This window comes from Streptomyces agglomeratus (assembly GCF_001746415.1).
GTDB classification, from domain to species: Bacteria; Actinomycetota; Actinomycetes; order Streptomycetales; family Streptomycetaceae; genus Streptomyces; species Streptomyces agglomeratus.
This window is the reverse complement of sequence record NZ_MEHJ01000001.1, coordinates 6,742,574-6,757,128: the sequence shown is the minus strand read 5'-3', so window position 1 is coordinate 6,757,128 and position 14,555 is coordinate 6,742,574. Positions and strand designations below refer to the sequence as shown.

5 protein-coding genes are annotated in these 14,555 nt (G+C 74.4%); 1 reads left to right on the top strand and 4 read right to left on the bottom strand.

All coding sequences use genetic code 11. From position 1 onward, the window contains the following. The first annotated feature begins 46 nt into the window (after window positions 1–46). A complete protein-coding gene (locus AS594_RS29460) occupies window positions 47–1,243 on the top strand; it encodes an MFS transporter (protein ID WP_107364792.1) in 1,197 nt (398 codons plus the stop codon). Between the two features lie 196 nt (window positions 1,244–1,439). On the opposite strand, the gene AS594_RS29455 is transcribed toward AS594_RS29460, so the two are convergent. The 4 genes from AS594_RS29455 to AS594_RS29440 are packed head-to-tail and all read right to left on the bottom strand — an operon-like array spanning window position 1,440 to window position 14,515. Continuing rightward, on the bottom strand, window positions 1,440–1,970 hold the full coding sequence (locus AS594_RS29455; RefSeq protein ID WP_069929851.1) for a flavin reductase family protein: 531 nt from the start codon (window positions 1,968–1,970) through the stop codon (window positions 1,440–1,442). Between the two features lie 22 nt (window positions 1,971–1,992). After that, complete coding sequence (locus AS594_RS29450; RefSeq protein ID WP_069929850.1) at window positions 1,993–2,784, bottom strand: thioesterase II family protein; 792 nt, start codon at window positions 2,782–2,784, stop codon at window positions 1,993–1,995. Further along, entirely contained in the window at window positions 2,781–5,216 is a 2,436-nt protein-coding gene (locus tag AS594_RS29445) for a beta-ketoacyl synthase N-terminal-like domain-containing protein (RefSeq protein ID WP_206281724.1), read from the bottom strand. The genes AS594_RS29450 and AS594_RS29445 overlap by 4 nt, the downstream gene beginning before the upstream one ends. Then, window positions 5,213–14,515: a type I polyketide synthase gene (locus tag AS594_RS29440; RefSeq protein ID WP_069935491.1), complete on the bottom strand. Its 9,303-nt coding sequence runs from the start codon at window positions 14,513–14,515 to the stop codon at window positions 5,213–5,215. Before AS594_RS29440 ends, AS594_RS29445 begins: the two co-directional genes overlap by 4 nt. Window positions 14,516–14,555: the final 40 nt, after the last annotated feature.

The following is a 14,555-nucleotide window of genomic DNA, read 5'->3' as shown; positions in this document are numbered from 1 at the left end:
TCTAGAGTTGAAATATATCTACATTGACGGGCGAGGGGGTGCAAGGGTGGCGGCCAACCCGGCTGAGGAGACGCTGATCCCGCCCGCGCGCACGCCAAAGCCCCTGCTCTTCCTGGTCACGGGCGGCATGGGCCTGTCGATGTTCGTGCTCTACGCGATAGGCGCGCTGGGGCCGTTCATCATCGACGACCTGGGAATCTCACGTTCCCAGCTGGGGCTGCTGACCGCGGTGACGTTCGGCTCGGCGACGGTGCTCTCGCTGTACGCGGGGCAGATCGCCGACCTGATCGGCGGCCGCCGGGCGTTCGTCCTGCTGCTGCTGCTCGTCGCCGCGGACTTCACGCTGCTGATCGTGACCGAGACGTACGGCTTCCTGCTCGGCGCGCTGGTGCTGGGCGGGGCGGCCCAGTCGCTCGCCAACCCCTCGACGAACAAGCTGATAGCCGCTCATGTGCCGCCGGAGCGCCGGGCGATCGCCGTCGGCGTCAAGCAGTCCGGTGTGCCGCTCGCCGCCTTCACCGCCGGTCTCACCCTGCCCGCGCTGGCCCAGGCGATGTCCTGGCGGGCGGCCCTGGCCCTGGTCGTTCCCGTCGCGCTGGCGGCGGCGCTGGCGGCGCTCCTGCTGCCTCGTGACCCGCACAGGCCCAGGGCGCGCGCCCTGACCCTGCCGGCGCCGCCCAACGTCCCCACCCGGTGGCTGATGGCCTTCTCGCTCTGCGTCGGGTGCGGGCTCGCGGCGCTCAACACCTACCTCCCCCTCTACGCGCACCAGCGGCTGTCCATGGGGGAGCAGACGGCCGGGGCGCTCATCGCCGCGATCGGTGTGTCCGGCATCGCCAGCCGCCTGCTCTGGGCGCGCCTGAGCGACCGGATGGACGTACCGGTGTCGCTGCTCGTCCTCGCCGTCTCCTCGGTGGCGTTCGGGGCGCTGATCCCGGCCGCCACCGGGGCGCACTGGCTCATCTGGGTCGGAGCCGTCGGACTCGGGGGGTCGGCGGCCGCGGCGAACGCGATCTCGATGGTGGCGGTGACCAAGGGCAGCGGCTTCGGCAGGACGGGCCACGCCTCGGCCCTGGTCTCGATGGGATTCTTCGCCGGCTTCGTGGCCGGGCCGGTCGCCTTCGGTCTGCTGACCGACGCGACCGGCGGCTTCGGCGCCGGCTGGACGCTGGTGGCCGCCGTCTTCGCCGCGGCCGGACTGTGCGCCTGGGGCGGGCGCCGCGCCGTCCGGGCGAGCGTGTGACGGCGGGCGTTCCGCAACCCCGGGGCGCAGGGTGACAACGGGCAGGTGAGCGGGGGTCGTCGGCGGACGCGGGCGGGCCGTGGGCCGGGTCCGGCGGGCATGCCGAGGCGGGCCGGTGTTTCGGGGCCGGCCCGCCGGTCAGCAGGATGGTGCGGGGGCCGGACCGATCCGCGGGTGCGGGTGGTCCGGCCGGGGCTCAGGACATGAAGTCGTAGTACAGGTGGCTGTCCTCGGCGGCGTCCGTCCAGGAGCCGTAGCGGCGCATCCCGTACAACAGCGGCAGCTGCAACTGGAGTTGCGTCACTGCGACGGCGAGTCCCATGACCACGGCGTGGTCGCCGACCGCCTGCACGTCGTCGACGGAGCAGTCGGCGATGGTGTGCGCCGACTCGAACAGGTGCGGCCCCCCGACAGGACCCACGGTTCGCCAGGCGACCTTCTCGAAGCGGTCCTTCGCACCGGAGGCGAAGAGCTCCGCCGTGGCACGGGCCTGGCTGTGCAGCAGATTGACCGAGAACGAGCCGCTGCTCTGCACGGCCTCCAGCGTCGGGCTGCCCCGGCGCAGACAGACCAGCAGCGTCGGCGGATCGAGGGCCACGCTGCACAGCGAAGTGCACGTCATCCCCCACGGCTCACCGCCCGGGGCGAGCGTCGTGATGACGGCGACGCCGGTGGGAAAGCCGGCCATGAGCGGGCGGATGTCGGCCGTGCGGGCGTCCTGCGTCATGGTGCGGTCCTCCTGTAGGTGGTCACACGGAAGTTCGTACGAGGTGGGACGGAACCGGGGCGGCGGGCAGGAGCGCGAAGCTGATCTCCTCGGCCAGGTCCGCGGCGAACGCCTCGAAGGCGCCGCCCAGGAAGTGGAAATGCCCTCCAGGGTAGACGCGCCGGCTGAACCGCGCCCGCGTCTGCCGCGCCCAGGGTGCCATCGAAGCGAGCGGCGCCCAGTCGTCCTGCGCGGCGCCGAAGACCGTCAGCGGCGCCGCCAGCGGCGCGCGGTGCGGGTCCGGACGGTAGGCGGAGACGGCGCGCAGGTCCCGGCGGACGAGTTGCAGGAACCGGTCGCGGAACGCCGGTACCTCGTCCAGTTGGTGGGGCATTCCGCCCATGCTCTTCAGCCGGGCCATCAGCTCCGCGTCCGAGCTGTCGTGATCGGGCAACCGGGTCAGTACCTCGTGACCGGGTGCGCCTCGCCCCGACACACCGACCCAGCCCGGTCCCGCGCCGCGGGCCTCCAGTTCGCGCGCCGTCTCGAAGGCCACGACGGCCCCGAGGCTGTGCCCGAACAGAGCCAGCGGCGGTCCGTCCGCGTACGGCACGACGTCCTCGGTCGCGGCGGCCACGATCAGTTCCATGTCCTCCAGGGCGGGCAGCGCGTGCCGCTTGCCCCGGCCAGGGAGATCGAGCAGCAGTACGTCCCAGTCCGGCGGCAGGTGACGCGTGAGCGGGAAGTAGGCGGAGGCCGACCCGCCCGCGTGGTGGAAGACCACCAGGCGCACGGCGGGGTGTTCGAGCCGGCGCGGCCGTACGAAGTGCGTCATGCGATCGGTTCCTCTCCGTCCGCCCGGGCCCCGGCCCGGTCGGCGATGTCGTCGGCCAGCCTGCCGAACAGCTCCCGCAGGGGCAGCTCCAGTGGCAGCTCCTCGGCCGTGAGGCCGAGTTCGTAGCTCTCCTCGACCTTGGTGATGAACAAGGTCGACAGGAACGAGTCGCCGCCGGCGTCGAGGAAGGACCCGTCCGGGTCGGGCTCCTGCGATGCGTGCAGGGCCTCGGTGAGTTCGGCCATGAGATAGGCCCGCACCGCTTCGCGGTCCTGTGGTGCGGGCGCCGCCTTTCCCCGCTCCTCCCGCGCCGCCTGCGTACCGCCGTCGCCCGCGCCGGTGAGCGGCTCGTCGATCCAGAACCGCTTGCGCTGGAAGGGGTACGTCGGCAGGTCGCCCAGCAGCCGGGTGTCCGGCGTACCCAGCCCCTCGAACCGGAGGTCCGCGCCCGCCAGGAAGAGTCCGGCGAGGGCGGCGAGCAGGAGCCGGGGCGCGGTGCCGGGCTGTTCGCCGACGAGCGGCAGCGAGGCGGCGCCGTCCGGTGTCTCCCACTCCAGCCGGGCCGCCGCCCCCGTTCCGGCGCTCTCCTGCTCGGTACGGACCCGGATGCCGAACCGGCCGGCCAGTTCCGCCAGTGCGGCGGCCGGACGCTGACCCTCGGCGGGCAGCCCCGCGGCGGCGCGGGGGAAGGCGTCCGACAGTTCCGTGAGGGCCTCGGCGAGCCGCGCGTCGTCCGCGCGGACCCGCAGCACGGCCACACGGAGCCCCGCGGCAGGGGCGGTGGCGCCGCGCGCCGCTTCGAGCCCCTCGGCGAGCTCGGTGACCGTCGTACCGGTGACCGCGAGCCGGTGGGCGAAGGTGGCACGCCCGGTGCGCAGGGTGTGGCACAGGGCGGGCAGCTGGGCCGGGTCCGCCTTCTTCAGGTACCCGCCGACCGCTACGGCCAGCTCCGCGAGGGCCACCGGGTCCTTGGCGGACAGGGTCAGGAGCTCGGGGCGGCCGGTGCGGGGGGCGGGAGCCGGGTGCGCCGGCTCGTACGCCTCCAAGACGACATGGGCGTTCGTGCCGCTCATGCCGAAGGAGTTGACCCCGGCCACCTTGCGGGCCAGCGGCCACGGCTGGTTGCGGCGCGGCACGGTGAGGGCCAGCCGGTCCCAGGGGATGTGCGGGTTGAGTTCCGCGCCGTCGTCCGGCAGCGCGGCGGGGATCTCGCCGTGCTGGAGCATGAGCACGGTCTTGATGACGGCGGCGATTCCGGACGCGGCCTCCAGGTGGCCGAGGCGCGCCTTGACGCTGCCGATGGGCAGCGGGACACCCCGCTCGCGCACGGCGGCGCCGACCACCTCGTCGAGCGCGCCGACCTCGATGGGATCACCGAGCGCGGTGCCGGTGCCGTGTGCCTCGACGTATCCCAGCTCACCGGCTCCGACCCGGGCGTCGGCCAGCGCCGCGCGGAACACCTCCTGCTGCGCGGGTCCGTTGGGCGCGGTGAGCCCGGAAGCGGCTCCGTCGTGGTTCACCGCGGAGCCCCGGACGGCGGCCAGTACGGGCCGCCCTTCGCGCTCGGCGTCGTCCTGGCGCATCAGGACGATCGCCCCGACGCCCTCACCCCGTCCGTATCCGTCCGCTGTGGCGAGGAAGGACTTCGAGCGGCCGGACGGTGACACGGCGCGGGTCTGGCACAGGGAGACCATCAGGCTGGCGGACAGCAGCAGGTTGGACCCGCACACGAGCGCGTAGCGGCACTCACCGGCGCGCAGGGCGCGGACGGCGAGGTGCAGGGCGCTCAGCGACGAGGAGCACGCGGTGTCCACGCTCATCACCGGCCCGCGGAAGCCCATCACGTGGCTGATGCGGCCGGCGCCGAAGCACAGCCCGCCGCCGGTGGTGTAGTAGGGGTCGATGCGGGTCATGTCGGAGCGGTCCTCGAGGCGTTCCCCGTACTCGGACGCCATCATGCCCAGGTAGACGCCCACGTCGAGCCGGTCGGAGCGGCGGACGGCGATGCCCGCGCGCTCCATGGCCTCCCAGGCCGTCTCCAGCAGCATCCGCTGCTGCGGGTCGAGCAGTTTGGCCTCGCGCTGCGAGATGCCGAAGAACTCGGCGTCGAAGTGGGAGATGTCGGAGAGGAACCCGGCCCGGTCGACGTAGGAGCGGCCGGGCTTGCCGGGTACGGGGTCGTACACGGCGCGCAGGCCGGGCCGGTCCTCCGGGATCGGTGAGTCGGCCGTGCCCTCCGCGCGCAGGAAGTCCCAGTACGCCTCGGGTGTGTCGAGCCCGCCGGGCAGCCGCACACTCATGCCGGTCACGGCGAGCGGTGCGTGCTTCTCGTCCTCCAGCTCCTGAATGCGGGACTTGAGCCGGCGGGAGAGCCTGAGCTGATCCTCCATCAGCTGCCGTATCTGCGCGGGGTCCATAGCGTCCGTCCTCATTTCTCTGTCACCACATCTGCCTGCACGGCCTGGACGAGTTCCTCGAACGACAGCTCCCCCAGGTCCGTAGCGGCCGCCGTCGGCCGCGCTCCTGCGAGTTGCGCCGGTTCTGCCGGTTCCGTCGTTTCCGCCGGCCGGGGTGCCGTCGGGGGCTCGGCGGGCCGGCCGAATACGGTGGGTTCGGCGGACTCCGCCGACTCCGCGGCCGGGAAAAGGAGGCCGGCGACGTGGGCCACCAGCTGGACGACGGTGGGGTGGTCGAGTGCCACCGTCGCCGGCAGATCCGCGTCGAGGGCGTGGGACAGCCTCGTCCGCAGGTCGATCACCATGATCGAGTCGAGACCCGTCTCGGTGAATCCGAGGTCGTCGACGACGGCGCTGTGGTCCCCCATCACGTCTCCCGCCATCGTCCGCACCGCCTCGCGCAGCCGGTCGGTGAGGTCCTCGTGGCTCAGACCCGTGAGCTGCCGCGCCAGCCAGCCGCGCGCCGGAGCCGAGCCGGCCGCACGCGGCGAGCGCGGCGCGAGCGCCTGGAGGAGGGCGGCGCGGGGATGGCCTTCGAGCCGTGCGGCGTACTGCTCACGGTCCATGGCCACCGCGACGAGCCGTGGCCCCGCGGCTCCCGAGAGCACCGCTCGCAGCGCTTCCTCCGCCTCCTCGTCGGTGAGCGGACGCAGGCCCTGCCGTTCCATGGCCCGTCCGGCGGCGGCGGAGGCGGCCATGCCGCCCTTGCCGCCGGGTACCCACGGCCCCCAGTTGACGCTGGTGGCCGGGACGCCTCGTGCCCGCAGGCTCATGGCCAGGCCGTCCAGGTACCCGTTGGCGGCCGCGTAGTTGGCCTGACCGGCGGAGCCGAGAACGACGGACGCCGAGGAGAAGAACACGAAGGCGTCCAGGTCGTGGCCCTCCAGTGCCCGGGCGAGGTTCGCGGCTCCGCCTGCCTTGGCGGCGAAGACGGTGTCGAAAGAGTCCGCTCCCAGGTGGTCGAACGCCTGGTCGTCGGTGGCGCCCGCCAGGTGCAGCACCGTGCGCAGCGGCGCGTCGAGGCCCGCCCGCTCCACCGCCTCCCGGCACGCCTCCGGGTCCGTGACGTCACCGCGCACGGTGCTCACCCGTACACCCCGGTCGGTCAGTTCGCCGATGACGGCCCGCGCGGCGGCGTCCGGGGCCGAGCGCGCCACGAGGGTGATCGCGGTGACGCCCCGCCGGGCGAGGAAGGCGGCGGCGCTGAGGCCGAGTGCGCCCAGCCCACCGGTGATCAGGGCCGCGCCGCCCGTTCCGGCCGCCCGCCCGCCGGCTCCGTCCGCGTCGGCCCCGCCGTCCGCGGCAGGGGCCTCGGTGTCGTACGGAACGAGCCGGGCGACCCGTACGCCGTCGGCTCCGACGGCCAGCCGGGTCTCCGGAACGCCCTCGTCGACCGCCCGGGTCAGCGCCGCCGCCAGGACCGAGGGGTCCCAGCCGGTGGCGAGGCCGACCCTGAGCAGCCGCCGGTCGTCCTGCTCGGCCTCCAGGGAGGTGAGCAGACCCCACAGCGCCTCACGCACCCCGCAGGTGTCGCCCGGCGTCGCGGTTCCGTCGCCCATGGCGCCGAGCACGGCGTAGGGCACACGCCGGTCCGCGGCCCGGAGGCCGGCGGTGAGCGCGACGGCCGAAGCGAGCGCCCCGGACGGCCCCTCGGTCCCGGCCGGGACCTGTACGAACCTGGCGTCCACGACGAGGTCGGCGTGCGGAGCCCCGGCGGCGTCCTCCCGTACGGATTCCACCTCGTGGCCCAGCGCCTCACAGGCCGCGCGCACGGCGTCGCCGGTCGCGGTGCCGGCGCCCAGCAGGGCGATCCGGCGCCGGGTGACCCCGTCGTTCCCGGTGGGCTCGGGCGGCTTCGGCGCCGTCCAGGTGAGGTCGTACGTGTGCTGCGACCCCTCCCTCAGCGAACGCTCCAGCAGGGAGCGCGGAGCGCGGCGGAACCGGAAGTCGTCGACGGCGAGCACCGTGCCGCCGCCGTCGAACATGTGCAGATCGGCGGACTCCACCTGGAGCAGGCCGTCGTCCTGCCGGTCGTGGCGCACGGCACGGACGTGCCCCCACAGCTCCTGGCCGGGGACCGGCCGGCGGGGGAAGGAAAGCCGGGCGATCGCGAACGGGATCGCCAGGCCCTCCTCCTCCGTCACCGGATCGCCGCTGACGGCGAACGCGACCGCGCTCTGGAGACAAGAGTCCAGCAGGCCGGGATGGATCTCGTAGCCGTCCGGGGACTCGCTCATCTCCTCGGGTTCGGTGAAGCGGATGAGCGCCTCGTCCCCGCGGATGTACGCGTCACGGATCCACCGGAAGGACGGGCCGAGGTGGTAGCCCAGCGACCGCAGGTGCGTGTAGAAGTCCGCTCCGGACAGGTGCCGGTCGGCAGAGGCGGCGAACGCGGCCGGATCGGGGGGCAGCAGCGCGCCGCGGCCCGTGTCCTCCCGGGGGCCGGCGTCCACGATCCGGGCCGCCAGGTGCTCCTGCCAGCGTCCCCGCTCCTCGTCGAGCAGGCTCTGGACACTGACGGTGCGGGCCCGTTCCTCCCGCGCCTCCTCGACGATCTGGAGGGCGTAACGCTCCCCTTCCCGCAGCACCAGGGCGCGGGGGAAGTGGAGGTCTTCCAGCGTCACGGGTGTTCCGCCGGTGCCCAGCGCCGACAGCACGGTGGCGGTCTGGGAGGCGCCGGGCACGGACACGGTGCCGTAGAGGCGGTGGTCGGTGAGGTGCGCCGGGTAGTCGGTGCTGCGTTCGGTGGCCCAGACCCGGCCGCTCAGGGCGGGCGAGCGCAGCTCGGTGCCCCAGGCCGGGCCCTGCGCGGCGGGCACCGGCGCCCCGGCGCCGGCGCCCCGGCGGGCGGTGGTCCAGTGACGCGTACGGGCGAAGGGGTAGCGGGGGGCGTCGCCGCGCGGGCCGGTGTGCCGTGGCGTCACCCGGTTCCAGTTGATGTCCTGGCCGGCCAGGTACAGCGTCTGTACGGCGCCGAGCAGGGCGGCGCGGTCCCCGGTGCCCCGGCGCAGTGAGGAGGCGAGGCCGGGAGTGCGGTCGAGTTCCGCCCCCTTGACGAGGTTCACCAAGGTGCGGTCCGGGCCGATCTCCAGGCAGATGTCGATGTCCAGTGAGCCGAGTTGACGGGCGCCGTCGAGGAAGCGCACGGGGCGGCGCGCGTGCCTGCGCCAGTACCCGGCGTCGTACTCGCCGGGTTCCGCGAGCCTGCCCGTCACGTTGGAGACGACCGGCAGGGACGGCTCCTGGAAGTCCATCGGGGCGAGTACGGTGTCGAACTCCGCGAGGGCGGGGTCCAGCAGGCGCGAGTGGAACGCGTGCGACACGCTGAGCCGGCGGGCCCGTACGCCCTTGTCCTTCAGCCGGGCGGCGAGGGCGTCGATCGCGTCCGGCGCGCCCGAAACGACACTGGACATGGGGCCGTTGACGGCCGCGACATCCAGGCCGGCCTCCTCGGCCCAGCCGGTGACATCCTCCTCGGTGGCCACGACGGCGAGCATCGCGCCGCGTTCGGTGTCCTGCATGAGCCGGGCGCGGTGCGCGATCAGCCCGAGCCCGGTCGGCAAATCCATGACCCCGGCGTGCATGGCGGCGGCCGTCTCGCCGACGCTGTGGCCCATGACGACCGCGGGCCGGACGCCCCAGGACTCCCAGAGGGCGGCGAGCGCCGTCTCCAGGGTGACGAGAGCTGGCTGGGTGACCCGGGTCTCGTTGATCGCCGTGCGGTCGTCCCCGTAGTACATGAGCTCCGTGAGGGACGCCCCGAGCGAGGGCGCGAGGATGCGGTCGCAGCGGTCGAACATCTCCCGGAACACCGGTTCGCTCTCGTACAGTTCCCGCCCCATACCGAAGTACTGGCTGCCCTGGCCGGAGAAGAGGAACGCGATCCGCGGTGCGCGGGTGGCGGCCCCCGTGGGCGCGCTCAGCTGCGCGGAGAGCTGCTCGGGGGTCGCGCCGAGCAGGGCGCGGCGGTACGGGAAGTGGGCGCGGCCGGGTCCGGCGGTGGCGGCGAGTGCGTCGAGTTCCTCCCCGGTGGCGCCCTCCAGGCGCCGTGACCAGGCCGCCGTGAGCCGCTCCAGGCCCTCCGGGTCCGGAGCGGAGAGCGGGAGGAGCCGGGTGACCGGCTGCGGGCGCGCCGCCCCGGCCGTCGCGGGAGCGGTCGTGAGCCCGGTCGTCGGGCCGGTCGTGGGGCCGGTCGCCGGGGTGCTCGGAGGGTCGGACAGGACGAGGTGCGCGTTGGTGCCGGTGAAACCGAATCCGGAGACGCCCGCGACCCTCGGGCGGTCTCCGCGCCGCCACGCGGTTGCGGTGTCGACGACGCGCACGTTCATCTCCGGCCAGTCCACGTGCGGGTTGGGCTCCCGGAAGTGGAGGTTGGCGGGGATGACGTCGTGCTGGAGCGCGAGGACGGTCTTGATGACCGCCGCCATGCCGGCCGCCGACTCGCAGTGGCCGATGTTGCTCTTCACCGAGCCCACGTACAGGGGCTCGCCGGGCTTCCTGCCCGGACCCAGGACCCGCCACGCGGCGCCCAGTTCGACCGGGTCGCCCAGCGCGGTGCCGGTGCCGTGCGCCTCCAGGAAGGAGACCTCCGAGCCCGCTGTTCCGGCCTGGGCCAGTGCCGCCTCCAGCATGCTCTCCTGCGCCCGGCCGCTGGGCGCGGTCAGGCCCGAGGAGGCCCCGTCCTGGTTCACGGCGCTGCCCCGGACGACGGCGAGCACCCGGTCGCCGTCGCGCCGCGCGTCGGAGAGCCGTTTGAGGACCAGGACACCGCACCCCTCGGAGCGTACGAATCCGTTGGCGTCGGCCGAGAAGGTGCGGCAGCGTCCGTCGGGCGACAGCATGTGCGCCTGGCTGACGGCCGCCCAGGACGCCGGGTCGAGCATGACGTTGACTCCGCCGGCCAGCACCGCGTCGCTCTCGCCCGACCGCAGCGAGCCGACGGCCAGGTGCAGGGCCACCAGCGAGGAGGAGCACGCGGTGTCCACGGCGACCGCGGGCCCGTTCAGCCCGAGGGTGTACGCGATGCGCCCCGCCGCGGCGTTGAGGGCGGTGCCGGTGCTGTAGTAGGCATCGACCTGTTCGAGGCCGCCCTGGGCGAGCAGTCGCGCGTAGTCGCCGTAACTGATGCCGACGAAGACACCGGTACGGGAGTTCCGCAGCGACCTGGGGTCGATGCCGCCGTCCTCCAGCGCGTGCCAGGCCGATTCGAGCAGCAGTCGCTGCTGCGGGTCGAGGTTCTCGGCCTCGCGCGCCGGAACGGAGAAGAAACCGGCGTCGAAGCGGTCGATGTCGCGCAGGAACCCGCCCTGGTCCGTGGTGACCGTCTGGGGGCCGATGACCGAGGTGTCCCAGCGGTCCCGGGGCACCGACGTGACGCCGTCGCGGCCGTCACGGAGCAGTTCCCACAGTTCCTCGGCGGAGTCGGCGCCCGGGAAGCGGCCGGCCATGCCGACGATGGCGATGGGTTCGGGGACGGCTTCGGCGGCGGCCGCACCGGCCGCCGCGCCCGCCGTGGTGTTCTGCCCCGCGACGCCGTCGGCGGGCGGCGGGAGGACCGGTGCGGCGGGGGCGCCGGCCGGGCGGGGCGGTGCGGCGCCCTCCGACGGCGACGTACCGGTGGTGGCCGGCACGGACAGCAGGAACGCGGCGAGTTGGGTGACCGTGGGGTGGTCGAAGACGTCCGCGACCTGCACGGTGGTGCCGAAGGACTCGGCCAGCCGTACGGTCAGGTCCACGGCCATGATCGAGTCCAGCCCGAGGTCGAAGAACCCGACGTCCTCCCGTACCGCCGCGCTGTCGGCGTGGCCGAGCTGAGCGGCGAGGAGCCGGGTGACCTCGGCCCGTGCGGCGGCCGGCCGTGCCCGCGCCGGCAGCCCGTCGATGACGGAGCGCGCCGTCCCGGCCGACGGGGCGGTTTCCGGTTGGTCGCCGAACAGACCGCGCGGGCGCAGCCCCGACATCACCTGGCGCAGCCGGGGAAGGTCCAGCGGACAGGCCACCAGCCGGCCGTCGTCGCCGGGCGCCAGCCCGGTCAGGGCCGCCCGGCCCTCGTCCGCCGTGAGGCTGCCGACACCCAGGCGGGCGGAGCGCTCGCGCAGTCCGGTGTCGGCCATCCCCTCGTCGCCCAGGGCCCAGGGGCCGTACGCGATGCTCACCGCGGGGAGCCCGAGGGACCTGCGGTGGGCGGCGAGGGTGTCGAGGGCGCCGTTGGCCGCCGAGTACGCGGCGCAGCCCTCGGTACCCCAGAGCGCGGAGACCGACGAGACGAGGACGAAGAAGTCCAGCGGCCATGCCCGGGAGGCCAGGTGCAGCCACCAGGCTCCGGCGGCCTTGCCGCTGAGCGCCGCCGCGAACTCCTCGGCCCCCGTTCGCGCGGCCGGGGTGCGCCGCAGCGTGCCCGCGGCGTGGAGCACCCCCCGTACGGGCGGCATGTCCGCCAGCGCCGCGCACGCCTCTTCGAGTGCCCCCGGTGTGTCGCACCCGCCGTCCCGGTAGACGGTCCGCCGGGTGAGTCCGCTCAGCTTCTCCAGCAGCGCGACGGCCTCGGGGCCCAGCTCGCGGTGCGGACGGCGGCCGATGAGCAGCAGGTTGCGTGCTCCGCGCCGCACGAGTTCGGTGACGAGTTCCCGGCCGACGGCGCCGAGTCCGCCGGTAACGACGTACGTGGCGTCCTCACGGACGGTCAGCTCCGCCGTGTAGCCACTCGTCCCGGTCAGCCGGGCCGCCATGACGCGGCCGTCGCGTATCGCGGCCAGGTCCTCGATGCCCGGCGCGGCGGGGTCGCACTGACCGCCGACGAAGCCGAGGAGTGCGCCGAAGTCGTCACCGGCGGGCGCGAGCGGCAGATCCACGACGCCGCCCCAGACCGTACCGAGTTCCAGTCCGAGTACGGGGGCGAGCCCGTGCAGCAGGCCGTGTCCGGTGGCCACGGTGTGATCGCCGTCCGAGGTCCGGACGGCGGCGCGGGTGACCACGAACGCCCGGCGGTTCGCGCCGCCGTGCTCCGCCGCCGCGGCGACGGCGGTCGTCACGGCGGCGCACAGGGCGGCTCCGTGTGTCACGGGGTCGACCGGGTCACCCGCGGCGTCCCGGCCTTCTCCGCCGGCACCGGCGGCCTCCGGCCGGCCGCCGGGCACCGGCTCGGCCCGCATGGCCAGCAGCAGGGCCACCGGGCCGGCGGCCTCGTGTCCAGCCCAGAAGGTCCGCCAGTGCGCCGGGCCGGCGGGCAGGCCGGCGCTCTCCCAGCCGGCGGCCGAGGGCGGCGCTACGGGAGACAGGACGGTGCCGCGCAACCCCCGGGACGCGGCTTCGCGTACGAGGGTCTCCAGCAGTTCCTCGTCGTCGCCCGCGAGGATCAGGGCGGGAGCGGGCACGGGTGCGGAGGGAGCCAGCGCCCGCCACACCGTCCGGTGCGCGATCGGCCGGGAGCCGTCGGCGGTGCCGGGCGCGCCGGTGTCCGTACCCGTGGAGGGCGTCGGGGCCGGGGAGGCGGACGCGGCGGCGGTCGCCGACGGGGACACCGCGGCCTCGCCGGGCAGCCGCTCCGGCACGTGGCGCGACCGCTGCCACGGGTAGGCCGGGAGGTCGATGACGCGGCGGGGCAGCGAGCCGTCGGGCCCGGCGTCCGTACGCGCCGTGTCGGCGAGGGTCACCTCGGCGCCCGGGGTGCCCGCTGCCAGGGCGCGCAGCGCCCGTGCCGCCGACTGCGGGTCCGCGCAGCCGATCCGGGCGCGGAACTCGTGCCGGGTCCGGCCGGCCCCGGCCGAATAGGCGAAGGCGGGGTAGTCGGCCGGATCGAGCGCCGCGGCTCGCTCGGCGAACCGGGCGGCGAGGGCGCGCAGGGCCTCGGGGGTCTTCGCCGAGATCTCGAACCCTTCGGCGCGGGCGCGGGGTTCGTCGCCGGACGCGTCCCGGCCGGTGTCCTCGGGCGCCGCACCGATGATCACGTGCGCGTTGGTGCCGCTCATGCCGAAGGAGCTGACTCCGGCGTAACGGCCGCTGCCGGGCGCCCAGTCGGTGAGCGTGCCCGGCACGGTCATCGCCGTACCGGAGAGGTCGATCCTCGGGTTGAGCGTACGGAAGTGGACGAGTGGCGGCGCCTTGCGGTGCCGCAGGCAGAGCATCGCCTTGGCCAGTCCGGCGATCCCGGCGGCCGACTCCAGGTGCCCGAAGTTGGTCTTGACTGCGCCGACGGCGAGCGGCGCTCCGCCGTTCCTGCGGCCGAGGGCGGTTGCCAGGGCCTCCATCTCGATGGGGTCGCCGAGGGCGGTCCCGGTGCCGTGCGTCTCGATGTAGCCGATGTCCGAGGGCTCCAGGCCGGACTCGGCGAGCGCCTTCTCGACGAGGGACACCTGCGAGAGCACGTTGGGGGCGGTGAAGCCGCCGGAACGGCCGTCCTGGTTGACCGCGGTGCCGTGGATCACGGCGTGCACGCGATCGCCGTCGCGCAGCGCGTGGTCCAGGCGCTTGAGGACCACGGCGCCGCAGCCCTCCCCGCGCACGAACCCGTTGGCACGGGCGTCGAACGCCTTGCACAGGCCGTCCGGGGCCAGCGAGCGGGTCTCCTGCACCAGCCGCATGGAACGGGGAGACATGATGAGGTTGGCCCCGGCGGCGAACGCCACCTCGCAGTCGCCCCGCCGCAGGGCCTGCGCCGCGAGGTGCACCGCGACCAGGGACGAGGAGCATGCGGTGTCGACCGCCATCGCCGGCCCGTTGAGCCCCAGGGCGTGGGCGATCCGGCCGGCCGCGAAGTTGTGCCCGTTGCCGGTCGTCCAGTACGCGTCCGGCTCACCGGCAAGCCACTCCCGGTAGTCCTGCCACATGATGCCGAGGTAGAGGCCGGTCTGGCTGCCGGAGATCCGCTCGGCCGGCAGCCCCGCGTTCTCCATCGCCTCCCAGGTCACTTCGAGCAGCAGCCGGTGCTGGGGGTCGAGATGGCGCGCCTCACGCGGACTGATGCCGAAGAACGCGGCGTCGAAGTCCAGTACCTCGTCGAGGAATCCGCCGCGCTGCGGGAGTTCCTCCCACTCGGCGGCGAACGGTCCCTTGCGTTCCCGCGGAAGCGGACGGACCAGGTCGCGGCCGGCCGCCAGCATGTCCCAGTACCCGTCGAGGTCGTCGATGCCGCCCGGCAGGCGCAGGCCGACGCCGACCACGGCGACGGGCTGGTTGCCCTCCTGCTCGTCGATCCGCTGCCGCAGGGTGCGGATGGTGGCGAGTGCGCGGGTGAGCGGGGTCTGCCGGTTTCCGTCGGGTGCGGTGGTCTCTTCCATGAAGTCGGTATTCCTCGAGGTCGTACGACGGGACGTCGTG